This is a genomic window from Flavobacterium sp. UBA7682, assembly GCF_002482945.1.
Lineage (GTDB): Bacteria > Bacteroidota > Bacteroidia > Flavobacteriales > Flavobacteriaceae > Flavobacterium.
Map to the genome: position 1 here is coordinate 108,194 of NZ_DLGY01000026.1, position 24,917 is coordinate 133,110.

23 protein-coding genes are annotated in these 24,917 nt (G+C 36.2%); 16 read left to right on the forward strand and 7 right to left on the reverse strand.

From position 1 onward, the window contains the following. Nucleotides 1–35: 35 nt before the first annotated feature. Together B3C16_RS06760 and B3C16_RS06765 are read right to left on the reverse strand one after the other, a co-directional pair. The gene (locus B3C16_RS06760; RefSeq protein WP_121312319.1) at nucleotides 36–395 is read right to left on the reverse strand and encodes a YraN family protein; all 360 of its coding nucleotides are present in this window, start codon (nucleotides 393–395) and stop codon (nucleotides 36–38) included. A gap of 79 nt (nucleotides 396–474) precedes the next feature. Beyond that, nucleotides 475–1,371: a S66 peptidase family protein gene (locus B3C16_RS06765; protein ID WP_291130171.1), complete on the reverse strand. Its 897-nt coding sequence runs from the start codon at nucleotides 1,369–1,371 to the stop codon at nucleotides 475–477. Between the two features lie 166 nt (nucleotides 1,372–1,537). On the opposite strand from B3C16_RS06765, the gene metG reads away from it, so the two are divergent. The 5 genes from metG to B3C16_RS06790 all read left to right on the forward strand — a co-directional run bounded on the left by metG (nucleotide 1,538) and on the right by B3C16_RS06790 (nucleotide 6,998). Further along, complete coding sequence (gene metG, locus B3C16_RS06770; protein WP_291130174.1) at nucleotides 1,538–3,595, forward strand: methionine--tRNA ligase; 2,058 nt, start codon at nucleotides 1,538–1,540, stop codon at nucleotides 3,593–3,595. A gap of 15 nt (nucleotides 3,596–3,610) precedes the next feature. Next, the gene (locus B3C16_RS06775) at nucleotides 3,611–5,068 is read left to right on the forward strand and encodes a hypothetical protein (RefSeq protein WP_291130178.1); all 1,458 of its coding nucleotides are present in this window, start codon (nucleotides 3,611–3,613) and stop codon (nucleotides 5,066–5,068) included. Nucleotides 5,069–5,071: 3 nt separating this feature from the next. After that, nucleotides 5,072–5,761, forward strand: coding sequence for an HAD family hydrolase (locus B3C16_RS06780; RefSeq protein ID WP_121312316.1), 690 nt, complete (start codon nucleotides 5,072–5,074; stop codon nucleotides 5,759–5,761). A 65-nt stretch (nucleotides 5,762–5,826) separates the two neighbouring features. Next, nucleotides 5,827–6,450 (forward strand): chloramphenicol acetyltransferase, encoded by a 624-nt coding sequence (locus tag B3C16_RS06785; protein WP_291130182.1) that lies wholly within the window; start codon nucleotides 5,827–5,829, stop codon nucleotides 6,448–6,450. A gap of 26 nt (nucleotides 6,451–6,476) precedes the next feature. Further along, entirely contained in the window at nucleotides 6,477–6,998 is a 522-nt protein-coding gene (locus B3C16_RS06790; RefSeq protein ID WP_121312314.1) for a ferritin, read from the forward strand. Between the two features lie 250 nt (nucleotides 6,999–7,248). Here the strand turns inward: B3C16_RS06790 and B3C16_RS06800 are convergent, their stop codons facing one another. Together B3C16_RS06800 and B3C16_RS06805 are read right to left on the reverse strand one after the other, a co-directional pair. Further along, complete coding sequence (locus B3C16_RS06800; protein ID WP_291130189.1) at nucleotides 7,249–7,677, reverse strand: hypothetical protein; 429 nt, start codon at nucleotides 7,675–7,677, stop codon at nucleotides 7,249–7,251. 200 nt (nucleotides 7,678–7,877) lie between these two features. Further along, nucleotides 7,878–8,210: a single-stranded DNA-binding protein gene (locus tag B3C16_RS06805; protein ID WP_121312311.1), complete on the reverse strand. Its 333-nt coding sequence runs from the start codon at nucleotides 8,208–8,210 to the stop codon at nucleotides 7,878–7,880. Nucleotides 8,211–8,399: 189 nt separating this feature from the next. On the opposite strand from B3C16_RS06805, the gene B3C16_RS06810 reads away from it, so the two are divergent. From B3C16_RS06810 to B3C16_RS06825, 4 genes are all read left to right on the forward strand, one after another. After that, nucleotides 8,400–9,926: a bifunctional GNAT family N-acetyltransferase/carbon-nitrogen hydrolase family protein gene (locus B3C16_RS06810; RefSeq protein WP_121312310.1), complete on the forward strand. Its 1,527-nt coding sequence runs from the start codon at nucleotides 8,400–8,402 to the stop codon at nucleotides 9,924–9,926. Between the two features lie 22 nt (nucleotides 9,927–9,948). Further along, a complete protein-coding gene (locus B3C16_RS06815; protein ID WP_121312309.1) occupies nucleotides 9,949–10,299 on the forward strand; it encodes a DUF2116 family Zn-ribbon domain-containing protein in 351 nt (116 codons plus the stop codon). A 76-nt stretch (nucleotides 10,300–10,375) separates the two neighbouring features. Continuing rightward, nucleotides 10,376–12,763, forward strand: coding sequence for a M28 family peptidase (locus B3C16_RS06820; protein WP_291130194.1), 2,388 nt, complete (start codon nucleotides 10,376–10,378; stop codon nucleotides 12,761–12,763). After that, nucleotides 12,763–13,572 carry an SDR family oxidoreductase gene (locus B3C16_RS06825; RefSeq protein WP_121312308.1) on the forward strand — a complete coding sequence of 270 codons (810 nt, stop codon included), beginning with the start codon at nucleotides 12,763–12,765 and terminating at the stop codon, nucleotides 13,570–13,572. Before B3C16_RS06820 ends, B3C16_RS06825 begins: the two co-directional genes overlap by 1 nt. A 62-nt stretch (nucleotides 13,573–13,634) precedes the next feature. Here the strand turns inward: B3C16_RS06825 and B3C16_RS06830 are convergent, their stop codons facing one another. Then, the gene (locus tag B3C16_RS06830; protein WP_291130199.1) at nucleotides 13,635–15,686 is read right to left on the reverse strand and encodes a M13 family metallopeptidase; all 2,052 of its coding nucleotides are present in this window, start codon (nucleotides 15,684–15,686) and stop codon (nucleotides 13,635–13,637) included. Between the two features lie 139 nt (nucleotides 15,687–15,825). On the opposite strand from B3C16_RS06830, the gene B3C16_RS06835 reads away from it, so the two are divergent. The 4 genes from B3C16_RS06835 to B3C16_RS06850 all read left to right on the forward strand — a co-directional run bounded on the left by B3C16_RS06835 (nucleotide 15,826) and on the right by B3C16_RS06850 (nucleotide 19,050). Next, nucleotides 15,826–16,500, forward strand: a complete 675-nt coding sequence (locus B3C16_RS06835; RefSeq protein ID WP_121312306.1) for an SCO family protein — start codon at nucleotides 15,826–15,828, stop codon at nucleotides 16,498–16,500. Between the two features lie 74 nt (nucleotides 16,501–16,574). Continuing rightward, nucleotides 16,575–16,811, forward strand: a complete 237-nt coding sequence (locus B3C16_RS06840; protein ID WP_121312305.1) for a FeoA family protein — start codon at nucleotides 16,575–16,577, stop codon at nucleotides 16,809–16,811. A 6-nt stretch (nucleotides 16,812–16,817) separates the two neighbouring features. Then, complete coding sequence (feoB, locus tag B3C16_RS06845) at nucleotides 16,818–18,923, forward strand: ferrous iron transport protein B (protein WP_121312304.1); 2,106 nt, start codon at nucleotides 16,818–16,820, stop codon at nucleotides 18,921–18,923. A gap of 1 nt (nucleotide 18,924) precedes the next feature. Continuing rightward, nucleotides 18,925–19,050 carry a FeoB-associated Cys-rich membrane protein gene (locus B3C16_RS06850; protein ID WP_121312303.1) on the forward strand — a complete coding sequence of 42 codons (126 nt, stop codon included), beginning with the start codon at nucleotides 18,925–18,927 and terminating at the stop codon, nucleotides 19,048–19,050. Here B3C16_RS06850 and B3C16_RS06855 read toward each other — a convergent pair. Further along, a complete protein-coding gene (locus B3C16_RS06855) occupies nucleotides 19,047–19,865 on the reverse strand; it encodes a ZIP family metal transporter (RefSeq protein WP_121312302.1) in 819 nt (272 codons plus the stop codon). The genes B3C16_RS06850 and B3C16_RS06855 overlap by 4 nt on opposite strands. Nucleotides 19,866–19,867: 2 nt before the next feature. After that, nucleotides 19,868–20,515, reverse strand: coding sequence for a metal-dependent transcriptional regulator (locus B3C16_RS06860; RefSeq protein WP_121312301.1), 648 nt, complete (start codon nucleotides 20,513–20,515; stop codon nucleotides 19,868–19,870). A gap of 85 nt (nucleotides 20,516–20,600) precedes the next feature. Here B3C16_RS06860 and B3C16_RS06865 point away from each other — a divergent pair, with 85 nt between their 5' ends. The 3 genes from B3C16_RS06865 (at nucleotide 20,601) to hisG (ending at nucleotide 24,904) form a co-directional block, all read left to right on the forward strand. Next, complete coding sequence (locus B3C16_RS06865; protein ID WP_291130207.1) at nucleotides 20,601–22,649, forward strand: TonB-dependent receptor plug domain-containing protein; 2,049 nt, start codon at nucleotides 20,601–20,603, stop codon at nucleotides 22,647–22,649. Continuing rightward, nucleotides 22,649–23,788 (forward strand): lycopene cyclase family protein, encoded by a 1,140-nt coding sequence (locus B3C16_RS06870; protein WP_291130210.1) that lies wholly within the window; start codon nucleotides 22,649–22,651, stop codon nucleotides 23,786–23,788. Before B3C16_RS06865 ends, B3C16_RS06870 begins: the two co-directional genes overlap by 1 nt. Before the next feature lie 258 nt (nucleotides 23,789–24,046). Continuing rightward, nucleotides 24,047–24,904, forward strand: coding sequence for an ATP phosphoribosyltransferase (gene hisG, locus B3C16_RS06875; RefSeq protein WP_121312298.1), 858 nt, complete (start codon nucleotides 24,047–24,049; stop codon nucleotides 24,902–24,904). Nucleotides 24,905–24,917 lie beyond the last annotated feature (13 nt).

A 24,917-nucleotide genomic window follows, 5' to 3' on the forward strand; every position in this document is an offset into this window, starting at 1 on the left:
AGAAATTGTAAAACCGTTTATTAAGATTAATCTATCTAGAAATGATAAAAAGCATCTTCAATATGCTCAATTTTATAATCGCTGTTTTCTTTAAAAATGGCAATAATATCAAACCGTACAGCAACATCTAAATCATTAGACGTTACATATTCATTTACGGCTTTAATCAACAATTGGATTTTCTTAGGTTTAACAAAATCTTGTGGCAAGCCAAACTCAATGGAAGAACGCGTTTTTACCTCAACAACGGCTAAAATACCTTCCTTTTGGGCAATGATATCAATCTCAGCTTTTTGAAAAGTCCAATTGGTTTCCAAAATGGAATAGCCTTTCTTTTGCAGAAATGCTACCGCCAATTCTTCCCCAAATTTTCCTAGTTGATTGTGTTCTGCCATTTTCAGATTTTTAGATTTTTAGACCGATTAGACTTCTTAGATTTTCAAACAATCTAACCTTCTAAGTAGTCTAGGATGTCTATTCAAAAACCACTTTACTTTTTTCAGCCGTTACTTCCATCGAAACTTGTCTGCCAAAAATTAGCGCACGATTGTCTCTGATATGTCCGGCCGGAAAGTTATAAATGATTGGAATATTTAATCCTTTTACCTTGTCTTCAATAATTTCCAAAGCGTTTCTTCCCCATGGAATTTCGTTGTCTTTCATGTCGGTCATGCCACCAACAATGATTCCTTTCAAACTGCTCAAACATCCGTTTCGTTTAAGGTTCATCATCATTCGGTCGATATGGTATAAATATTCGTCTAAATCTTCAATGAAAAGAATTTTATCGTTACAATCAATCGCTGATTCAGAGCCTAACAAACTGTACAAAATTGAAAGATTTCCACCAACCAATTCGCCTTTGGCTTTGCCTGAATGATTCAAAGCGTCGCAATCTAAAGTGTATTGTAATTTTTCGCCAAACAATGCGGTACAAAGGGAGTTTTTTGCTTCATCAGTCGCTCGCGCCACACTGACCGGCATAATCGCATGCAAAGATTCAATTCCCATTCGGTTCAAATGACTGTGTAAAACAGTAACGTCACTAAAACCGATAATCCATTTTGGGTTTTGCTTGAACTTAGTAAAGTCTAACTGATCAATGATTTTCACCGTGCCATAACCGCCGCGAACACACCAAATCGCTTTGATATTCGGATTGTCCATTTGCGCTTGAAAATCAGCTGTTCGTTGTTCGTCAGTTCCGGCCAACTGGTAATAATCCAAACCAATGGTGTTCCCGATTTTGACTTTCAAACCCCAACCTTCAAGCATATCAATCGTCGGTTTTAGGTTGTCATCAATGTTTTTTCGCGCTGTAGAAACGATGGCAATCGTGTCGCCTTTTTGGAGATATGGTGGTGTAATCATCTTTTTTTGGGAATAAGAAGAAAATGTAATTAGTGAAACTAAGATTAAAAGGATTCGCATGAATCAAAAATGATTGTAAATTGGCTGTACCAAAAGTAAACAAATCCCAAAATTAATTCGAGATTTCGTGGCTAAAAAGTTATTTTTGCTCTCTATTTAAAAGAATATGTTAGAAAATCCAAAAAGATATACCATTACGGCCGCTTTGCCTTATACTAATGGACCAATTCACATCGGTCATTTGGCCGGAGTTTATGTGCCTTCAGACATTTACGCGCGCTATTTAAGATTACAAGGAAAAGATGTGGCTTTTATTTGCGGAAGCGACGAACACGGCGTTGCCATTTCGATGAAAGCGAAAAAGGAAGGCATCACGCCACAGCAGGTAATCGACAAATACGACGGCATTATTCGTCAGTCTTTTATTGATTTCGGAATTTCATTTGACAATTATTCGAGAACGTCTTCTAAAATTCACCACGATACTGCGTCTGAATTTTTCAGAAAACTATACGACAATGGTGACTTCATCGAAGAAGTAACCGAGCAATTATATGATGCCAAAGCGGACCAATTTTTAGCCGACCGTTTCGTAACCGGAACCTGTCCGAAATGTGAAAATCCGGAAGCTTATGGCGACCAATGTGAACGTTGTGGCTCGACTTTAAACGCAACAGATTTAATCAATCCGAAATCAACCATCACAGGAGAAACACCGATTTTGAAATCGACCAAACACTGGTTTTTACCTTTGGATCGTTATGATGATTTCTTAAAAGAATGGATTTTGGTTGGACACGCCAAAGATTGGAAAACCAATGTTCTCGGACAAGTGAAATCTTGGTTAGACGATGGCTTAAAACCTCGTGCCGTAACGCGTGACTTAGATTGGGGAATTGATGTTCCTGTTGAAGGCGCAGAAGGCAAAAAACTATACGTTTGGTTTGACGCACCGATTGGCTACATTTCTTCCACCAAAGAATGGGCAGCGCGCGAAGGCAAAAACTGGGAAGATTATTGGAAAAAAGAAGACACTAAATTGGTTCATTTCATCGGAAAAGACAATATCGTTTTCCATTGTATCATTTTTCCGGCGATGTTGAAAGCCGAAGGCAGTTTTATTTTACCCGATAATGTTCCCGCAAATGAATTCTTGAATTTGGAAGGCAATAAATTATCAACTTCTAAAAACTGGGCGGTTTGGTTGCATGAATACTTAATCGATTTCCCTGAAAAACAAGATGTGTTGCGTTACGCATTAACCGCAAACGCTCCGGAAACCAAAGACAACGACTTTACCTGGAAAGATTTTCAGGCGAGAAATAACAACGAACTGGCAGCGATTTTTGGCAACTTCATCAATCGTGTAGTCGTTTTAACCAATAAATATTACACCGGCATTGTTCCTTCGCCAAATGAATTTAGTGATGTTGACGAACAAACTTTAGCCGAATTAAAAGCCTATCCTGCGGTGATTTCGAGTTCGATTGAGCGTTACCGTTTTAGAGAAGCGCAAGGTGAATTGATGAATGTCGCTCGTCTCGGAAATAAATATTTAGCCGACGAAGAACCTTGGAAAATGGTTAAAACCAATCCGGAACGCGTGCAAACTCAAATGTATGTGGCGTTGCAAATTGCGGCGGCTTTACAAGTTTTGGCTGAACCATTTTTACCTTTTACGTCAAATAAATTATCGAAGATTTTAAAATTGGAAAGCTTGAGCTGGAATTCGGTTGCAGAAACTTCCGAATTAATTCCGGCCGGACATCAAATTGGCGAAGCCGAAATATTATTTGCCCAAATTGAAGATGCCGAAATCCAAAAACAAATAGACAAACTCGAAGCGACTAAAAAAGCGAATGTTATGGAAAACCAAGTAACAGAACCACAAAAACCAACGACAACCTTTGAAGATTTCTCCAAATTAGATTTGCGTGTCGGAACGATTTTGGAAGCTGAAAAAATGCCGAAAGCCAATAAACTTTTGGTACTAAAAGTCGATACCGGAATTGATGTTCGCACTATAGTTTCAGGAATTGCAGAACATTTTTCGCCAGAAGAAGTCGTGGGAAAACGCGTTACGGTTTTAGTGAATTTGGCACCAAGAGCGTTGCGCGGCGTGGAAAGTCAGGGCATGATTTTGATGACAAATAACGCTGAAGGCAAATTGGTTTTTGTCAATCCTGATGCTGATGGTGTGGATAATGGCGCTTTGATTAGTTAATTCCAAAACAAAAACATGAGAAAATCCTTTTTAACACTTATTTGCCTAATTGGCTTTCATTCTTTTTCACAAGAAATGATAAAAAATACAAGTTTAAGCATCAATAAAAAATCAGATGTTTTCCAGATTGTGGAAGAAAACAAAAAGCAAGTTTCATTGTTTTTTAGTGACAAAAACAAGGTGCATTCTGTTCGATTTGATGAAAATTTTAGCGTAATCGATTCGATTGCCTCTGAAAGTCCATCAAAAGATTATGATGATATCGTTGGTTATAGCATATCCGGAAATCAATATTACGTTTATTGGTCCAATTCAAACGGTAAAGAAATGCTGTCTCAATGTTTCGATTATGATGCTAAAAAAGCCAATTCTAAACCCGTGAATATCCCTCTTGCCAAAGAAAAAATCATAAAGCAGATTACTGTCAACAATATTTTTTACATGATTACCATTGTAAAAAGTACGGGTATATTGAATTTCTACATCTTAAAAGACGGAAATCTTACTAAAAAAACTGTCGACTTAACAGCAAAAAGATTTCTTGACAGAGAAGACAAAATCACAACCTTATGGGAAATTGTTTCCAGCTCAACAAATTATGAAATGCCTTATTCATTTCAAACAATTTCAAATGAATCGCCTGCTTCATTAGCTTTCAGCGCTAACAAACGCAAGATTTATGTTTTAGGGAATAAATTGCTGTTTACATTAGACAACAACAGAAGATTTACACAAACTTTCACTATTGATCTAGATGATTTTTCGGCTTCCACAAAAATGTTTACGCAACCCAATTTTCCTGAAGATCAGCGCATAATAGATGAAAACGGACAATCGACTGGTTATAGCTATGATTCAAACTCCTTTTTTCTTCAGGACAAAATTGTTCAGACAAAAATCAATTCAAGCTTCATGAAATTGTCTGTAAAAGACATGGAAGGTCTGGAAAAAAAGCAATTTCTCATCAATAGTCAAGAAATTACTTTTAAAAACTCCGACATCTATCAGGAAAATGGCAATGTTAAAAGCAAAAGAGTTTTAGACAAATCCAGTCAGTTGATACGCAAAATAAATGACTTAAATCCATCCCTATCCATTTTTTCAGCCAATGATAATTTGTATATGGTTATTGGTGGTGTTTCTTTGGTAGAAAACAATGCGGCAATGTATGGTGCTTTACTTGGCGGATTTACCGGCGCATTGATTGGAAGTGCTATTTCTTCTAATTATTCTATGAATAACTTGAATTCCTATAAAGGACGAAAAGTAGTTTACATCAATTGTTTGTTTGACAATAATTTCAATCATCTTGAAGGCAATGTTAAAAAAACCGCTTTTGATAAATTAAGAGAATTTTCAGAAACAAAAGAGAATTTAAGTTCTCCTGTTGTATTCAAATTTAATTCGGCTTTGTTCTATGCCGGTTTCGATAAAGAAACCAAAACTTATTCGTTTTATAAATTCAATGACTAATACATGAACCTAAAAGTAATCGCTTTCGACGCCGATGACACTTTGTTTGTCAACGAACCGTATTTTCAAGAAACGGAAGAGAAATTCTGTGCTTTGATGAGCGATTATTTGTCGCATCAAGGTTTGTCACAGGAATTGTTTAAAACCGAAATCGCCAATTTAGAATTATACGGTTACGGAATCAAAGGCTATATCCTTTCGATGATTGAAGCCGCGATGAAAATTTCGAACAATACCATTTCGATCGAAACTATTGAAAAGATTACGGAATACGGTAAAGAATTGCTTCAAAAACCTATCGAATTATTGGATGGTGTAGAAGAAACTTTGGCGGCTTTAAACGGAAAATACAAATTAGTTGTGGCAACCAAAGGCGATTTATTGGACCAACGGAGAAAATTACACAACTCCGGTTTAGGCCATTATTTTCACCATATCGAAGTGATGTCGGATAAAAAAGAAAAAGATTATGAAGATTTGTTAAAGCGTTTGGAAATCAAAGCAGATGAGTTTTTTATGATTGGCAATTCTCTTAAATCAGATGTTTTACCAGTGTTAGGCATTGGCGGTTATGCGGTGCATATTCCGTTTCACACGACTTGGGAACATGAAAAAATCAGCCACAAAGTAGAACATCCTAACTTTACCGCTTTGGAAAAAATTACTGAGGTTTTGCCAATTTTATTAAAATAAAATCACCGCAAATTCGCTGATTAAAACACTCAGAATTAGTTAAGCTGAAATAATTATCTTCATCCATGAAGCACAAACTTGAACTAGAGACTTGGAATCGAAAAGAGCATTTTCTATTCTTTAAACAAATGGAAGAACCTTTTTTTGGTATCACCACTAGAGTGGATTGTTCCAAAGCTTATACGAATGCTAAGAAATTAGGTGTTTCATTTTTCACCTATTATTTGCATAAAACATTAATTGGAGTCAATGCTGTAGAAAATTTCCGTTACCGAATTATTGATAATGAAGTGTATGTTTTTGACAGAATTGATGCCTCTGCTACCATTTTACGCGAAGACAAAACTTTTGGTTTTTCCTTAATGGAATATGCTGAAGACATAAATGAATTTGCCGAAATCACAAGAAAAGAAATTGAGCGAATTCAAAACACTACCGGATTAATCACTCGTGATTTTGAAAACAATTTGATTCATTTTTCAGCCGTGCCTTGGATTGATTTTACTTCTTATTCACACGCAAGAAGTTATACTTGGCCGGACAGTTGCCCGAAAATTTCTTTTGGCAAAATGGCGGAAGAAAATGGTAAAAAAACAATGGCAATTGCTGTTCATGTTCATCACGGATTGGCTGATGGCTATCATGTTGGACAATTTTTAACTTTACTTCAAGAGTTGTTAAACGAATAATTTTCTAACTTTACAAAAAAAATATCATGTTACAAGCTAATATCGAAAACGCACTTAATAATCAAATACGCATTGAAGCGGAATCATCACAAATTTATTTGTCTATGGCTTGTTGGGCTGAAGTACAAGGACTTGAAGGTGTTGCTCAATTCATGTACGGTCAATCTGACGAAGAACGCCAACACATGTTAAAGCTCGTTAAATATGTTAACGAAAGAGGATCGCATGCTACCATCACGGAACTAAAAGCCCCAAAAACAAAGTTCGGGACATTCAAAGAAATGTTTGAAGAATTGTACCAACACGAATTGTTTGTTTCAAATTCAATTAACGAATTGGTCCATATCACTTTAGGCGAAAAAGATTATGCGACTCATAATTTCTTGCAATGGTATGTGGCTGAGCAAATAGAAGAAGAAGCACAAGCCAAAACCATTTTAGACAAAATCAATTTAATTGGTGAAGACCGCGGTGGTTTATACTTATTTGACCGTGATATTCAGCAATTGGTTGTAACCAGCTCTGTTTCTTTGAACACAAAACCGTAATCCGGTTTAACACGTACTTATTATAAATGTAGAAAAGGTGGGCAAGAAAGAAAAAAATAAGACCAAAGAAAAGGATAAAAAGCACAAAAAACTACTCCTTAAAACACACAAGATTGCAGAAAACTGCAAGTCTGATTGTTGTGAAAAATATAAAAAGTCAGAAGACAAAAGATGCAAAAGGTGTCCGATGTTTGATTTGATTAAAAAACTGAATAAAATAAAAAGCCTTCAACATTGAAGGTTTTTTTATTTAGTCAAAATAGGTCCAATTAGCACCATCACTAATTACAATTATACTTCTTTTACTGCCTTCAAACATATAAATATCGGCACTCCCTACAGTGGACCCTTTTGGAAATAACAAACCAACGGCTGAAGTTAACTTGGCCGTAATCGAATTTTGAATATTTCTGATAATGTAAACTCTACCCGGAAAAGCTACCGCACTTGGCAATCTAAACTCCTGATCCGTTGCTTGCGGAGCAATAGAAATATACACCCCATCACTAATTAAAGTTGCCGAACCACTTCCAGTAAGAGTAATAGTTTTAACCGATAGATTCCCATTAATATCTAAAGTACTTAATGGATTTGAAGTGTTAATTCCCACTTGTGCCAAACCAAAATCAACGACAAATAAAGCCGTAATTAAAATCAACATTAATTTTAATTTTTTCATGTTTTTGGTTTGTTTGACAAATTGACCGAAATAAATGTAATTAAATTATTGGACAATCGTTACTTCTCTATTTTCAAATAGACACCGAAAACGTTTTCGTGTTGACAACTTTATATTTATTGAGTTAAATTATTACGAAATTCTAAATAAAAAACGGCAAAGTATAGACTTTGCCGTTTTAACTAAGTGACTGTAAAATGTTATTTACCTAACAACAAAATGTCATTTACAACCACTTCGCTAACATAACGTTTGGTACCGTCTTTGTCGTCATAACTCCTGTGGGTTAATTTACCTTCTATAGCAATTTCTTTGCCTTTGGTTACATACTTCTCAATGATTTCGGCAGTTTTGCCCCAAGCAACTACTTTGTGCCATTCGGTATTTTCTACTTTTTCACCTTTGTCGTTGGTGTAATAATCATTCGTGGCGATAGTAATATTAGCTACTTTTTTTCCTCCGTCAAAAGTTTTTACTTCCGGTTCTTGTCCTACGTGACCAATTAACTGTACTCTGTTTTTCATTGCATTCATGGCGTTTAAAATTTAAATGTTATTGTTAAAATTACTTCTCGTGTTGACTGTTGTTTCAAATCAACAAGGCAAAGTTGTGACGGTTAGAAAAAATTAGTCGGTTTCTTACCGTTTACTTTCGGTTGTAATTGTTTGTAAACGTTTGTAAACGGGAATTAATTTACCTACCTTTATCAAAATTAGGTTTTTATGCAAACTGAAATAAACAAAGTTGAACTGCGAAATTTACGCATCGAAGATTACAAAGAATTAAAAAAATCAATGATGGAAGCCTATAGCGAGTTGGAAAACGCCTATTGGAAAGAACATCATATCAACAAACTTTTGACTATTTTCCCCGAAGGGCAATTAGTGATTTTAGTTGATGGCAAAGTGGTAGGTTCTGCGCTTTCATTAATTGTAAATGAAGACACGGCCAACAGCACACACAATTATGCTGACATTACTGGGAACTATACTTTTTCAACGCACGATCCTTTGGGTGATGTATTGTATGGTATTGATGTTTTCATTCATCCAAAATACAGAGGTTTACGCCTCGGTCGTCGTTTATATGATACCCGAAAAGAGTTATGCGAACAATTGAACCTAAAAGCCATTATGTTTGCAGGCCGAATTCCCAATTACACTAAATATTCCGAAGAGATTACGCCAAAAATATATATCGATAAAGTACGCCAAAAAGAAATTTATGATCCCGTACTTTCCTTTCAACTGAGCAATGATTTTCACGTAATCAAAATCATGCGAAATTATCTCGAAGGAGATAAAAGCTCAAAGGAATTTGCCGTTTTACTCGAATGGAACAATATCTATTATGATAAAAGTCCCAAACTAATCAACACCAGAAAAAGTGTTATTCGGATTGGTTTAGTACAATGGCAAATGCGTCCGCTAGCCAATTTGGAAGCACTTTTCGAACAATCTGAATTTTTTATAGACGTTGTTTCTGGTTACGGAAGTGATTTTGCACTTTTCCCGGAGCTCTTCATCGCACCTTTGATGGCCGATTTCAATCATTTATCGGAAGCAGATGCTATCCGAGAAATTGCCAATTACAGTGAGCCGATTCGCAAAAGATTTCAAGAATTCGCCATTTCATACAACATCAACATCATTACAGGAAGCATGCCTTATTTAGAAGATGGCGTTTTGTACAATGTTGGATTTTTGTGCAAAAGAGACGGAACATTTGAAATGTACACTAAAATTCACATCACGCCAAACGAAGTGCAATATTGGGGAATGAAAGGCGGATCCGAAATCAAAACCTTTGATACCGATTGCGGAAAAATTGGAATTATGATTTGTTATGATGTTGAATTTCCTGAATTATCCCGATTAATGTCAGACCAAGGCATGGAAATTTTATTTGTTCCGTTCCTAACCGATACCCAAAACGGCTATACTCGTGTAAAACTTTGCGCACAAGCCCGAGCCATCGAAAATGAATGTTATGTAGCGATAGCGGGATGCGTTGGGAATTTACCCAAAGTAAACAACATGGACATCCAATATGCGCAAACAGCCGTTTTTACACCTTCTGATTTTGCTTTTCCAAGTAATGGAATAAAAGCAGAAGCCACGCCAAATACCGAAATGACTTTGATTGTGGATGTTGATTTGGATTTGCTGAAAAAACTCCATGAACACGGAAGTGTCCGAATTCTAAAAGACAGAAGACACGATTTATATCAGATTAAAAAATTGAAATAATGTTCCATTAAAAAGGATTCGTATGCATAAAAACTGTTTAGAATGTGGCGAAAAGATTGTCGGTCGCGAGGACAAAAAGTTCTGTAGTGATGGCTGTCGCAATGCTTACAACAACAAAATCAACAAGGACAGCACCAATTATATGCGAAACATTAACAACAAGTTGCGCAAAAATTATCGTATCCTTTCGGAGCTGAATGTGGAAGGCAAGACGAAAACAACAAAAACCAAACTACTTACCAAAGGGTTCGACTTTGATTATCTGACCAATATTTTGAGCACAAAAACCGGAAACACTTACCATTTTGTTTATGACCAAGGTTATATGGTTTTGGACAATGATTTTTATGTGTTAGTTAAAAAAGATATTTAGTAAATTTACCCTGTACAAAATGAGAAATTACCGCTTGAATTTGTAATTCTTGTTCTGAACAAACAATTAGCCAAGAATGAAAAACAACCAACCATCATTGCTAAGCTTTCTTTTTTTAGTAGCTGTTATTACGGGCGTATTTTACTTTATGATGCCTCAAAACTACGACAAAACAGAAGCGCCACTTTCCGAATTTTCTACCACAAGAGCTTTGCAAACCGTCAAAGCGATGACCTTGAAACCACATTATGTTGGTTCTAAAAACCATGAAGTTGTGGCGCAATATCTGCAAAAAGAATTGCAAAATTTAGGCTTAGAAACTTCTCTTCAAGAAGGTTTTACGATGACTGAAAAAGGCACTTTGGTGAAGTCGAAAAATATTTTGGCCAAAATCAAAGGAACTGCCAATTCCAAATCACTATTATTACTGTCCCATTACGACAGTGCGCCACATTCATTTTCGCATGGTGCGAGCGATGATGCTTCCGGTGTAGCAACAATTATCGAAAGTGTTCGTGCTTTTTTACACAATAAAACAACCCATAAAAATGACATTATCATTCTCTTTAGTGATGCGGAAGAATTGGGATTGAATGGTGCTGCGCTTTTCGTAACACAACATCAATGGGCTCCAGCAGTTGGTTTGGTCTTAAATTTTGAAGCGAGAGGAAGTTCCGGACCGAGTTATATGTTAATGGAAACCAATGAAGGCAATGCCAAAATGGTCGAAGCTTTTAGCGATGGCAAAGCGCAATATCCCGTTTCAAATTCTTTGATGTACAGCATTTACAAAATGTTGCCGAATGATACTGATTTAACAGTCTTTAGAGAAGAAGGAAAAATTCAAGGCTTTAATTTTGCGTTTATTGATGGCCATTATGACTATCATACTTCCCAAGACAAATTCGAACATTTAGACCCAAAAACCTTGGCACATCAAGGCACTTATTTGTTTCCGCTATTGAACCATTTTGCGAATGCGGATTTGAAAAACCTGAATGCTACCGATGATAAAGTTTATTTCAGTGTTCCTTTTGGTTTCTTGAGTTATCCTTTTGGTTGGATTTTGCCGATGGTCATTATCGGATTCGGTTTAGTATTCTTGTTCCTATTTATCGGAATGGGCAAACACGTTTTACGCATGGACGAAATCATCAAAGGTTTTATTCCGCTCTTGGCTTCCTTAATTACCGCCGGTTTGTTGACTTATGTTGGTTGGAAATTATTACTCAATTTTTATCCCGAATACCAAGACATTCTTCACGGATTTACCTATAACGGTCACGATTATATTTACGCTTTTGTAAGTTTGACTTTGGCGATTTGCTTTTTGTTTTACCAAAATAACGGCAAACGCAATCCGGAAATGAACCAAATGATTGCACCGTTATTTATTTGGTTACTAATCAATATCGGCATCGCATTACAATTACCCGGAGCCGGATTTTTGATTATTCCGGTGCTTTCGAGTGCTTTGATGTTGGGCATTTTTGTGTTGACACAAAAGTCTAATTGGTTAATCAATTGTTTGTTAGCGATTCCGACCATTGTTATTATTATGCCGTTTATCCAAATGTTCCCCATTGGTTTGGGATTGAAAATCCTATTTGGCAGTTCCATTTTGACTGTTTTAACTTTTGGCTTATTGTTACCTGTTTTTGGTTCGTTTCCACGAAAAGGAATTTGGTCATTGGTCTTCTTTTTATTGTCAATAGGATTATTTATCAAAGCGCATCAAGGTTCAGGCTACACTTATGGTAAAGCCAAACCAAACAGCTTGGTTTATATATTAGATGCTGATCAAAACAAAGCGCATTGGGCTACTTATGATGTCAATTTAGACGAATGGACGAAAAGCTATTTAGGCGAAAATCCGAAAAGTGGAGCAATTTTAAACACCAATAAACTGTATAGCAAATACGGTTCACAATATACTTTCATGGCTACAGCACCAGTCAAAAACATCGCCAAACCAACTATTGAATTTCTGCGTGATACTTTACAAGGCAACCAACGTTTGTACCGAATCAAAATCACGCCAAACCGAAAAGTAAATCGGTACGATATCTTCTCTAACAATAACATTACCATCAATAACTTTAAGGCCAACGGCGTAAAATCGATTGATTTTAGCAGCAATATTTCAAGTAAATCCAGCGGGAAATTACTAAGTTATTATGTAGTTGATAATCTTCCATTAGAATTAGAATTTTCTATTGCATCCAATCAAAAACTGGATTTGAATTTGGTGGAAAGTTCGTTTGATTTAATGAACAATCCATTGTTTACGATTACCAAAAGAAAAGACTGGATGATGCCAACACCGTTTGTTTTAAATGACGCTATAATTATTCGCCAAAAAGTCAAAGCTTCAACAGTTTTAGAAGACAATCCAAAACCTTATCCGATTGGAAGAACAACTCAAAGAGATAGTTTAACCGTTGCCGTTGATAGTTTACGATAATGAAAAAAATTAGTATTTTAGGTTGTGGTTGGTTGGGTTTGCCTTTAGCAAAATCTTTATTATCAAAAGGATTTTCGGTAAAAGGTTCGACGACTTCTTTGGAAAAAATGTCCACATTGAAAAATACCGGAATTGACGCTTTCCAAATTGCGTTATCCGAAAACGAAATCAGCGGTAAAATTGATTCATTTCTATCCAATTCAGAAATCTTAATCATTGATATTCCGCCTAAATTAAGAGGCAATACTGCAGAAAATTTTGTGGCCAAAATGGAGCGTCTGATTCCATTTATAGAAAAAAATAGTGTACAAAAAGTGATTTTTGTAAGTTCAACTTCGGTTTATTCAGATGACAATTCAACTATTACAGAAGAAACAAAACCACAACCCGATTCAGAAAGCGGGAAGCAATTATTGGAAGCTGAAAATCTTTTGCAAAGTAATCCTAACTTCAAAACCACAGTCATTCGTTTTGGCGGATTGATTGGTAAAGACCGACATCCGATTCGTCTTTTGGCCGGAAGGCAAAACCTTAAAAATCCTGATGCGCCGATTAATTTGATTCATCAAGTGGATTGCATTGGAATTATTGAAAACATAATCGAGCAAAATTGTTTTGGCGAAACCTTTAACGCCGTTGGTCCTTTTCATCCAACACGAAAAGAATATTATACCAAAAAAGCATTGGGACTTAATTTACCATTGCCTTTATTTGACGAAAGTAACCCTTCTGTTGGGAAAACTATTTTGAGTGATAAAATTGAAGTTATTTTAGGCTACGAATTTCAAAATCAAAACTTATCAATTTAAATAATGTCACTATATTAAAATAAAAAAAACCTCAAGCTATTCTTGAGGTTTTTGATTTATTCTTACCAGATTTTTACTCGTTTATCCGGTTCAACATACATGCCATCGCCCGGTTTGATATCGAACGCTTTGTAGAAAGTTTCCAAGTTCAACAACGGCACATAAGCTCGGTACATTCCCGGTGAATGCGGATCGGTTTTTACTTGATTTTTAATGGCTTCGTCACGCATTTTGCTTCTCCAAATGGTCGCCCATGAAATAAACAAACGTTGTTCCGGAGTGTAACCGTCAATCAATCCGGGATTGCCGTTTTCTTTTAAATACAATTGCAAACCATCGTAAGCTGCATTAATTCCGCCTAAATCTCCGATGTTTTCCCCTAAAGTAAATTTGCCGTCCACTTTGATTCCCGGTAGCGGTTCTAAAGCCGAATACTGATCGGCCAACGCATTCCCTAAAGCCGTGAATTGTTTCAAATCTTCGTCTGTCCACCAATTTACTAAATTCCCATCAGCATTATATCTTGATCCTGAATCGTCAAATCCGTGTGAAATTTCATGACCAATAACTGCTCCAATTCCGCCATAATTAACTGCTTCATCTGCTTTATAATCATAAAATGGGGGTTGTAAAATAGCCGCCGGAAATACAATCTCATTATTAGACGGATTAAAATAAGCATTTACCGTTTGTGGTGACATTCCCCATTCGGTTTTATCAACCGGTTTGCCTAATTTATCAATATTTCTTTTGAAGTTCCAATTGGAAATACTCATCGCATTGTCAAAATAAGTTCCGCCTTCAGCCACACTTTTCACTGTCAATGCCGAATAGTCTTTCCATTTGTCCGGATAGCCAATTTTAATGGTCATTTTATTCAACTTTTCGATAGCACTTAATTTAGTTTGTGGTGACATCCAAGTCAAGTTATTGATTCTGATTTCATAGGCTCTAATGACATTTTTAATCATTTTTTCGGCTTTGATTTTGGCTTCAGCCGGAAACATTTTTTCTACATATAATTTCCCTAAAGCTTCACCGGTTGCTCCGTTAATTACTTGAAGCGCTCTTTCATTCAGCGGTCTTTGTTTTACCGCGCCACTTAATGTTTTGCTGTAAAAATCCCAATTGGCTTTTTCAATCGTGGTTGATAGTTTACTTGCCGCATCGTTTAGCAACGTCCAACGCATATAGGCTTTCCAATCTTCTACTTTGTTTTCGGTAAAAATACCTTGCAAAGCTTCCATGTATCTTGGTTGAGCCACAATTACAGAATCCACTTTTGGCAAACCGATTCCGGTAACATAGCCATCCCAATTGATAGAAGGTGTTAATTTTTGCAAATCGGCTACCGTCATTGGGTTATACGTTTTTCTTCGGTCTCTTCTTTCTACTCGGTCTAATCTTGGTTTAGACATGGCGGTTTCTAAAGCCAATATTTTCTCGGCATTTTTCTTAGCAACATCCGGTTTGTCACCAATAAGTTGAAGCATTCTGGTTACGTGTGCTACATATTTGGCTCTTTTTTCTTTAGAATCTGCTTCTTCGGAAACATAATAATCTCTGTCCGGCAGCCCTAAAGAACCCGGACCGACATTCACCACATTTCTATTGCTGTTTTTCGCATCGGTTCCTACACCAACGCCAAAGAATCCAATACCGCCTTTAGGTGCCATTTCAACCATTAGCTTTTGCAGATCGGCTATATTTTTAACGGCATTGATTTTGGCTAAATAAGGTTTTAACGGAGCAATTCCGGCTTTGTTTCTAGCTACGGTATCCATAATCGATTTGTAAAGATTGATGGCTTTGCCTTGATCGGTATTTGATTTGTATGCCGGATTTTTTGAAGCTTCTTCTAAAATGGCTAATGCATCGGTATCTGTTTTTTGACGCAATTCATCAAAACTACCCCAACGAACTCTGTCTGCCGGGATTTCAGTATTTTTTACCCAAGTTCCATTAACAAAATTGAAGAAATCATCATTTGGCCTGACCGATTTGTCCATCAAAGACAAGTCGATTCCGGGTTTTTTCTCCTGTGCATTAATTTGCAAAACACCCGCCAATAATACCGTGGCAAGCAGTGCTTTTGATATGGTCTTCTTTTTCATAAAGATTGAAATTTTGTTAGTTTACACAAATTTATAGATTCTCAATTTAGAAATGCACTTTTAACAAAATTATAAGTGTTGATTAGTCTCAAAAACGACAATCGTTGGTTTTGCTTTTGTATTTTTGTCAAAAAAAACAATGCTTGCTTTTCTCAAAAAATACCGAATCTTTATTGGCACTTTTGTCATCTTCTCTATCATAACGGTTTCGCTTTTTTACAATGTTTTAAAACCAAGTAAAACACTTCCTATATACAATCCGGCCGATGTAAATCCGGAATTGGTTGACAGCACAGTTCAATTTGTAGAGAAATACCATAAAATATCCGACTTTTCTTTTACCAATCAAAATGGTAAAATAATTACTCCAAAAGACTACGAAGGCAAAATATATGTCGCCGATTTTTTCTTCACTACTTGTGGTTCTATTTGTCCTGTGATGAGTAAAAATATGGTTGATGTTCAAAAAGCATTTTTGAATAACCCAAAAGTGATGCTCTTGTCACACAGTGTAACTCCTGAAATTGACAGTGTTCCGGTTTTGAAGAAATATGCCATAAAACATGGTGTTGTTGATTCTAAATGGAACTTGGTTACCGGAGACAAAAAAGAAATCTACAGTATGGCGCGAAAATCATATTTGGCTGTTAAATTAGGCAAGCCCGATGAACTATACGATATGGTTCACACCGAAAATTTTGTCCTTGTCGATGCCGAAAGACGTGTTCGTGGGTTTTATGACGGCACCAAAAAAGAAGACATTCAAAAATTAATTGAAGATATCAATTGGTTATTGGAAGACGATAAAAATTAGTTAAACTGACAATTATCACCTAGTATTCTTTTTTTATGCCTACTTTTGCAATCTTAATTCAATCTAAATAAGCATTGAAAACTACCGTTGATTTATTAAAAATTGGAGACAAAGCAGTTATCACTTATGTTGATTTGGATAAAATCCCGCTAAAACTTTTAGAAATGGGATGTTTACCGGATAATGACATCGAGATTATTCAAATTGCACCGTTTGGCGATCCTATTTATATCAACGTGAACAACGGTTCTCATTTGGCCATAAGAAAAGAAACGGCTCATGAGATTGAAGTCGAAATCCGTGACAATTAATCAAAAATGAGCATTCAAAACATCAACGTAGCGCTTATTGGGAATCCGAATACAGGGAAAACTTCGGTGTTCAATCAACTCACAGGATTGAACCAACAGGTTGGAAATTATCCCGGAATTACCGTTGAAAAAAAACTCGGTTTTTGCAAATTGCCCAATAATGTCAAAGCCAACATTCTTGATTTACCGGGAACGTATAGTTTGAATGCGAGTTCCATTGATGAAAATGTGGTTATCGAATTATTACTCAACAAAAAAGACAAGCTTTTTCCGGATGTTGCAGTTGTGGTAACCGATGTTGAAAATCTGAAAAGAAACCTTTTACTTTTTACCCAAATAAAAGACCTTGAAATTCCAACCATTTTAGTCATCAACATGACTGATCGAATGAAGGCGAAAGGCATAACGCTTGACATTCCTTATTTGGAAGAAAAGTTAAAAACGAAAATCGTTTTGGTCAGCACGCGAAAAAGCATTGGTATTGACGAGCTGAAAAAAACTATCGTTGACTATAAAAATATATCGACTGAACCTTGTTTGAATGCTTCGAGCATTGATGTGGATTATTTTAATAAACTTCGAATCGCTTTCCCTGATCAATTGTTGTACAAACTTTGGCTGGTAATTACTCAGGACGTTAATTTCTTGAATTTGGAACGAAAAGAAATCCAAAGTTCTTTTGCCAAATCACATTCCGATTTAAAACGCTTGCAACAAAAAGAGACGATTAAGCGTTACCAATTTATCAATGATACATTGAAAATCGGGCAGAAAATTGATACCGAAAACGCTTCTGATTTGCGTTCCAAATTAGATAAAGTATTAACCCATAAAATCTTTGGATACGTTATTTTCTTTGGGATCTTATTGCTGATTTTCCAATCGATTTTTGATTGGTCAAGCATTCCGATGGAATTTATTGATAGTACTTTTGCCAATTTGGCCAATTATGCTAAAACCAATCTTCCGAGTGGCGAATTCACCAATTTGATCAGCGAAGGCATCATTCCCGGAATTGGCGGCATAGTGATTTTCATTCCGCAAATTGCTTTTCTATTCCTCTTTATTTCAGTACTGGAAGAAAGCGGTTATATGAGTCGCGTGGTCTTTTTGATGGACAAAATCATGCGCCGTTACGGCTTGTCCGGAAAAAGTGTTGTGCCTTTAATTTCGGGAACAGCTTGTGCCATTCCGGCGATTATGAGTGCGCGAAATATTGAAAATTGGAAAGAGCGATTGATAACCATTTTGGTTACGCCATTTATTACTTGTTCGGCACGTTTACCCGTTTATGCGATTTTGATAGCCTTAATCATTCCCGAAAAAAGATTGTTAGGCATTTTTAGTTTACAAGGCGCAACCTTAATGTTGTTGTATCTTTTAGGTTTCGGAATGGCGATTTTTTCAGCTTATATTTTGAACAAAATTTTAAAACTGAAAACCAAATCGTATTTCGTGGTTGAAATGCCAAGTTACAAATTACCGCTGTTTAAAAACGTGGCGATTAACGTAATTGAAAAAACGAAAGCTTTTGTTTTTGGCGCCGGAAAAATCATCTTAGCCCTTTCAGTTATCCTTTGGTTTTTGGGTTCTCACGGACCAAAAAAAGGGTTTGACAATGCGGAAAGCTTGGTGATTAAAAAAGTTAAATTAGAGAATAGACTAGACGATTTAGAATATGTAAACGACCAAATCAGTTCGCATAAACTCGAGAATTCTTATATCGGGATTATGGGAAAATCTATTGAACCTATTATTGAACCTTTGGGTTACGACTGGAAAATCGGAATTGCTGTGGTAAGCTCGTTTGCGGCTCGTGAAGTTTTTGTTGGAACTTTGGCAACCATTTACAGCGTTGGAAGTCATGGCGATGAAGAAACCACTATCAAAAACCGTATGAAAGCTGAAGTTCATCCCGATGGAAGAAAAGTTTTCAACTTTGCCACAGGTGTTTCGTTATTGCTTTTTTATGCTTTTGCGATGCAATGCATCAGTACTTTGGCCATTGTAAAAAAAGAAACCAACAGTTGGAAATGGCCAATAATTCAATTGGTTTTCATGAGTGGTTTTGCCTATTTAACCGCGCTGATTGCGTATCAATTTTTGAAATAAGATGAATATTCAAGAAATATTGGTTTATATCGCTTTAGGAATCGCTATTGGCTTTTTAGCCCAAAAATTTATTGGGAAAAAGAAGAACAAAAAAGGTTGCGACAAAGACGATTGTGGTTGTCATTAACCCAAAGCAACATCCAAAGTCATCATAACAATAAATCCGCCGATTAACCCTAAAGTTGCGATATCAGTGTTCTTATCTTGTTGGGTTTCCGGAATTACTTCTTCTACTACTACAAATATCATAGCACCGGCTGCAAAAGCTAAGGCATAAGGCAATAATGGTGTAAAAAAAGTAACGGCCACTGCGCCCAAAACTCCTGCAATGGGTTCTACTAAAGCAGAAGATTGTCCGTACATAAAACTCTTCCAACGACTCATTCCCATTCGGCGCAACGGCATGGAAACTGCAATTCCTTCCGGGAAATTTTGAATTCCGATTCCAATGGCTAAAGTAACCGCTCCGGCAATTGAAGCTTCCGGAATTCCGGCGGCGACACCACCAAAAAGCACACCAACCGCCAAACCTTCTGGAATGTTATGCATTGTAATCGCTAAAACCAATAAAGTTGTTCGTTGCCAAGGCGATTTTACCCCTTCAGTTTCTTGAAAATTGATGTGTAAATGCGGTAAAATTTTGTCTAAACCAAAAATGAAAAGCGCTCCTAATCCAAAACCAATGGCGGCCGGCATTACTTTCACAAAACCTTCGCCTTTACTCATTTCTATGGCTGGTGCTAACAAACTCCAAAAACTAGCCGCTATCATAACACCGCCTGTAAAACCAAGCATTCCGTCAAGAACTATTCGATTCATATTCTTAAAAAAGAATACAAACGAAGCACCCAATGCAGTTAAAAACCAAGTAAACATCGTGGCATAAAAAGCCGCCAAAATTGGGTCAATACTACTAAAATATTCTATTATTGATTCGTACATAATTATTGAACGTATAAATTATTAGCTATTTTATTCGAAATTGTTTTTTCTTGCGAATTGACTTCAACCGTCAAAGTATCATCAAAACTTTCTTTTTCTATCACTTTAAAAACAGAACCCAAAGCTATTTTTTGTTTGTCTAAATATTTTAAAAACTCTGAAGAAGAATCCTTTACGCCAATGCAATAATATTCTCGGTCTAATTCGGCTTCCGAAAGCAATAATTTATTGACCTTTTGAATCACACCTTTTTCATTCGGAATCGGATCACCATGCGGATCAAAGGCAGGAAAACCTAAAAAAGCATCTAATTTATTGATTAATGCTACCGATTTTATATGTTCCAATTCTTCCGCAATTTCGTGAACTTCATCCCAATTAAAAGCCAATTTCTCCACCAAAAAAACTTCCCACAAACGGTGTTTTCTAACAATCATTTTGGCAGATAGAAGTCCATTCTCTGTCAAATTTACGCCTTGGTACTTTTGATAGGAAACCAAATCTTTTTCAGAAAGTTTCTTCAACATATCGGTTACCGAAGACGCTTTGGTTTCTAACATTCCGGCAATAGCGTTTGTATTTACGCCTTTTGGAGAAACCAACGACAAGTGATAAATAACCTTAATATAATTTTCTTCGGAAATGGTCATATTCGCTTTTTTACAAATATATTTTATTTTTTTAATATAAATTAAAATTAATTTTTAGTTTTGTCTAAATTTTTATTTTGTTTTAATGAAAAATATTGCTTTAATAACGATAATCTTGATTTTCAATGACTTGTCAGCTCAAGTAAATGATACGATTCCCATCAATTCAAAATCTGAAGCATTAGAAGAGATTGTCATTTCTGGAACTTTAAAACCTGTATCTCGTTTGGAAACTCCGGTTCCGGTAGAAGTTTATACAAGTGCATTTTTGAAGAAAAATCCAACGTCCAATATATTTGAAGCTTTACAAAACGTAAATGGCGTTCGACCACAATTGAATTGCAATATTTGTAACACCGGCGATATTCACATCAACGGCTTGGAAGGTCCGTATACTATGGTAACTATTGACGGAATGCCAATCGTAAGTGCATTGTCAACCGTTTACGGATTATCCGGAATTCCGAATTCGATGATTGACAGAATAGAGATTATAAAAGGTCCGGCGTCGAGTTTGTACGGCAGTGAAGCGGTTGGCGGATTAATCAATATCATTACCAAAAAAACCAAAAACGCGCCCTTATTTTCCGCTGATGTCTTTTCGACTTCGTGGCTGGAAAACAATATTGATTTGGGTTTTAAAGCCAATGTCGGACAAAATGCGGAATCTTTATTGGGATTGAACTATTACAATTATAACAACCCGACAGACAACAACAACGATAATTTTACCGATGTAACGCTTCAAGAAAGAATCTCTATTTTTAACAAATGGAATTTTATCCGAAAAAGTCAAAAGGAATTCACACTCGCCGGAAGAATTTTTTATGAAGACCGTTGGGGCGGCGAAATGCAATGGAATAAAAGTTACCGTGGCGGAAATGAAGTTTATGGCGAAAGCATTTATACTACAAGATTTGAGTTGTTGAGCAAGTACCAATTGCCGGTAAAAGAAGATATGTTTATTTCTATTTCGGCTACCTCTCATGACCAAAATTCGGTTTATGGAACGACTTTGTATTTGGCACAGCAAAAAATTGGCTTTGGACAATACCTTTGGGATAAAAAACTAGAAAACCACAATTTGCTCTTTGGCGCTGCTATTCGACACCAATATTACAATGACAATACTACTGCGACAATTACCGCTGAAAAAACGAATATTTACAGCACTTTTATCCAAGACGAAATAAAACTGACTGAGAAACACCATCTGTTACTAGGCGCCAGATATGATTACAACAACAATCACGGCAATATTTTTACACCGCGAATTGCGTACAAATGGAACCCGACCAAAAATGATGTTTTCAGAATAAACGCCGGTACCGGATTCCGTATTGTCAATTTGTTTACCGAAGAACACGCCGCCTTAACCGGTTCAAGAGAGGTGATAATAACCGAAAACTTAAATCCTGAAAAGTCGTATAACATTAATTTCAATTACCTCAAAAAAATCAGATTTGACGATGCTACTTTCTTAGGTTTTGAATTTTCTACTTGGTATACTTATTTCACCAATCAAATCATACCGGATTATGACACCAATCCGAACCAAATTATTTACCAAAACCTCAATGGTTATTCCGAAACACTTGGCGTAAGCGGCAATGTTGATTTGGTAACACCTTACGGAATAAAAACCTTAATCGGTTTTACTTTTATGGATCCGAAAAACGTGAAAGACGGCATCACTACGCAACCTGTTTTAACTGAAAAATTCAGTATGAATTGGGCCATAACCTACGACATTCCCGATTGGTTTCTCTCTATTGACTATACCGGAAATCTCTATGGCCCGATGCGATTACCGCTTTTAGGACCGCTTGATCCAAGAGATGAGTATTCAAAACCATGGAGTTTGCAGAACATCCAGTTTACTTATAAAAAATTCCGTAATTTTGAGCTTTACGGAGGAATCAAAAACATTCTAAATTGGACACCCAACAAAGGAAATCCGTTTTTGATTGCCAGAGCAGAAGATCCTTTTGACGAAAATGTCGATTACGACGCCAACGGAAATGTGATGGCAACACCATCAAATCCTTATGCGCTGACTTTTGACCCGAGTTATGTTTATGCACCAAATCAAGGCATCAGAGGTTTTCTGGGATTGAGATATACACTATATTAATGAAACACTACCATTACATTTTTACCGGCGCCGGTTTATCCGCTTTGATGACGGTTTATGAAATGGTACTTTCCGGAAAGTTCAAAGACAAATCCATTCTTCTGATTGACGAAAATTCAAAAAAAACCAACGACCGAACATGGTGTTTTTGGAATGATAACGGTTTATACGATGATTTGGCTTCCGCCAAATGGAATACCGCTTGGTTTAAAAACGAATCTTTTGAAAGACAACTAAACCTGAATCCTTACAAATACAAAATGGTCAAAGGACTCGATTTTTACAATCATGTTTTTGAAATTATTTCCAAAGAAAAAAACATTACTTTTCTAAATCAAAGAGTAACCGATTTTCAAGAATTAAGACATCGTTGCGAAGTCAAAACCGATTCTGAGAGTTTTACTTGTAACCAAATTTTTAACTCCATTTTCAATTCGGAATTGGTTAAAAACCAAACCAAATATCCATTTTTACACCAACATTTTATCGGTTGGTTTATCAAAAGCAAGGAAGCTGCTTTCAATCCCGATTGCGCTACATTCATGGATTTTTCAGTGGAACAAAAAGGCAATACAAGATTTATGTACGTGTTACCAACTTCGGAAACAGAAGCGTTATTAGAATATACTTTGTTCTCCAAAGATTTATTGTCGGCAGCAGAATACGAAACCGAAATCAAAAACTACATTGAAAAACTTGGCATTACGGAGTACGAATTAATCGAAAAAGAACAAGGCAATATCCCGATGACATGTTATCCGTTTTGGCAACATAATTCAAAAAACATTCTCAACATTGGTTCTGCCGGTGGTTGGACAAAAGCCAGCACAGGTTATACTTTAAAAAACACTGTCAAAAAATCAAAAGCCTTAGTGCAATTTCTATCCAAAGAAAATGACTTAACTAAATTTCATAAAACTGATAAATTTTGGTTTTATGATTTGCTTCTTTTAGATATTTTGGACCAAAAAAATCATTTAGGTTCCACCATATTTTCAGCGATGTTTGAAAAAGGAAATGCCACTGTTATCTTCAAGTTCTTAGATGAAGAAACTACGTTTTGGGAAGATTTGCAAGTCATTTGGAAATGCCCGAAAGGTCTTTTTATCAAGGCTTTGCTGAGAAGAATTATTCGGTAATGCGAAAATGAACAAATGTTAAACTTTATAAAAAGTAATGTTTCTTCAGAAAGTTATGGCTAGTTTTGCTGCATCAAAATAAAACAATGAACACGATTATTGCTCAATTACATCATCATCATTCTTGCAACCAGGCGAGTTAATGATGTATTGTAGCTAATCCAAAAACATAATTAAAAACCCGTCTGAGTATATCAAGACGGGTTTTTTGTATTTATACACTTCGCGATATACTCAGCTTTTATTCACAATTAAAAAATGAGTACTTTAAAAATTGCTGTTCAAAAAAGTGGCCGACTAAGCGAAAAATCACTCCAACTGCTGGAAGAATGTGGTATCAAAATTTCCAATGGTGAACGAAAACTCAAAGCCGTTGCACAAAATTTTCCGGTCGAAATCCTATTCCTGCGCGATGATGATATTCCGCAGTACGTGGAACAAGGCGTTGCCGATATAGGCATCTTAGGCGAAAATGAAGTCTGGGAAAAAGGCAAAGAAGTAAATGTGATTCAGCAATTAGGTTTTGCCGGTTGCCGCATGTCATTGGCCATTCCGAAAGACGAAATCTACACCGATTTGAATTATTTTGAAGGCAAACGAATCGCGACCAGTTATCCTAAAATCCTAATTGATTTTTTTGCCAAAAAGGACATTAATGTTTTTATCGAAGAAATCAGCGGAAGTGTTGAAATTGCCACCAGCATTGGTTTAGCCGATGCCGTGTTCGATATTGTCAGCACCGGAAGTACACTTTTGATGAATGGTTTGAAAGAAGTCGAAACCGTTACTAAAAGCGAAGCCGTTCTAATTGCCAATCCAAATCTGACGCAAGAAATCCAAGCCATTCTCAACAAATTACTATTCCGAATCCAATCGGTTCGCGAAGGCAAACAGAATAAATATATTTTATTAAATGCTCCGAATTCAGCCATCGACAACATCTGTTCTTTACTTCCGGGTATGAAATCACCAACCATTTTACCGTTGGTCAACAAAGATTGGAGCAGTTTGCATTCGGTCATCCGAGAAGACGATTATTGGGAAATCATAGAACAACTCAAAAATCTCGGTGCTGAAGGAATTTTAATTATTCCGATAGAAAAAATGATTCGATAATTCAATTTAACAA

What these genes read in the sequence shown, in the direction of transcription:
- B3C16_RS06760 (WP_121312319.1), bottom strand. Translation starts at nt 395, where the DNA reads ATGGCAGAACACAATCAACTAGGAAAATTTGGGGAAGAATTGGCGGTA.
- B3C16_RS06765 (WP_291130171.1), bottom strand. Translation starts at nt 1,371, where the DNA reads ATGATTACACCACCATATCTCCAAAAAGGCGACACGATTGCCATCGTT.
- metG (WP_291130174.1), top strand. Translation starts at nt 1,538, where the DNA reads ATGTTAGAAAATCCAAAAAGATATACCATTACGGCCGCTTTGCCTTAT.
- B3C16_RS06775 (WP_291130178.1), top strand. Translation starts at nt 3,611, where the DNA reads ATGAGAAAATCCTTTTTAACACTTATTTGCCTAATTGGCTTTCATTCT.
- B3C16_RS06780 (WP_121312316.1), top strand. Translation starts at nt 5,072, where the DNA reads ATGAACCTAAAAGTAATCGCTTTCGACGCCGATGACACTTTGTTTGTC.
- B3C16_RS06785 (WP_291130182.1), top strand. Translation starts at nt 5,827, where the DNA reads ATGAAGCACAAACTTGAACTAGAGACTTGGAATCGAAAAGAGCATTTT.
- B3C16_RS06790 (WP_121312314.1), top strand. Translation starts at nt 6,477, where the DNA reads ATGTTACAAGCTAATATCGAAAACGCACTTAATAATCAAATACGCATT.
- B3C16_RS06800 (WP_291130189.1), bottom strand. Translation starts at nt 7,677, where the DNA reads ATGAAAAAATTAAAATTAATGTTGATTTTAATTACGGCTTTATTTGTC.
- B3C16_RS06805 (WP_121312311.1), bottom strand. Translation starts at nt 8,210, where the DNA reads ATGAATGCAATGAAAAACAGAGTACAGTTAATTGGTCACGTAGGACAA.
- B3C16_RS06810 (WP_121312310.1), top strand. Translation starts at nt 8,400, where the DNA reads ATGCAAACTGAAATAAACAAAGTTGAACTGCGAAATTTACGCATCGAA.
- B3C16_RS06815 (WP_121312309.1), top strand. Translation starts at nt 9,949, where the DNA reads ATGCATAAAAACTGTTTAGAATGTGGCGAAAAGATTGTCGGTCGCGAG.
- B3C16_RS06820 (WP_291130194.1), top strand. Translation starts at nt 10,376, where the DNA reads ATGAAAAACAACCAACCATCATTGCTAAGCTTTCTTTTTTTAGTAGCT.
- B3C16_RS06825 (WP_121312308.1), top strand. Translation starts at nt 12,763, where the DNA reads ATGAAAAAAATTAGTATTTTAGGTTGTGGTTGGTTGGGTTTGCCTTTA.
- B3C16_RS06830 (WP_291130199.1), bottom strand. Translation starts at nt 15,686, where the DNA reads ATGAAAAAGAAGACCATATCAAAAGCACTGCTTGCCACGGTATTATTG.
- B3C16_RS06835 (WP_121312306.1), top strand. Translation starts at nt 15,826, where the DNA reads ATGCTTGCTTTTCTCAAAAAATACCGAATCTTTATTGGCACTTTTGTC.
- feoB (WP_121312304.1), top strand. Translation starts at nt 16,818, where the DNA reads ATGAGCATTCAAAACATCAACGTAGCGCTTATTGGGAATCCGAATACA.
- B3C16_RS06850 (WP_121312303.1), top strand. Translation starts at nt 18,925, where the DNA reads ATGAATATTCAAGAAATATTGGTTTATATCGCTTTAGGAATCGCTATT.
- B3C16_RS06855 (WP_121312302.1), bottom strand. Translation starts at nt 19,865, where the DNA reads ATGTACGAATCAATAATAGAATATTTTAGTAGTATTGACCCAATTTTG.
- B3C16_RS06860 (WP_121312301.1), bottom strand. Translation starts at nt 20,515, where the DNA reads ATGACCATTTCCGAAGAAAATTATATTAAGGTTATTTATCACTTGTCG.
- B3C16_RS06865 (WP_291130207.1), top strand. Translation starts at nt 20,601, where the DNA reads ATGAAAAATATTGCTTTAATAACGATAATCTTGATTTTCAATGACTTG.
- B3C16_RS06870 (WP_291130210.1), top strand. Translation starts at nt 22,649, where the DNA reads ATGAAACACTACCATTACATTTTTACCGGCGCCGGTTTATCCGCTTTG.
- hisG (WP_121312298.1), top strand. Translation starts at nt 24,047, where the DNA reads ATGAGTACTTTAAAAATTGCTGTTCAAAAAAGTGGCCGACTAAGCGAA.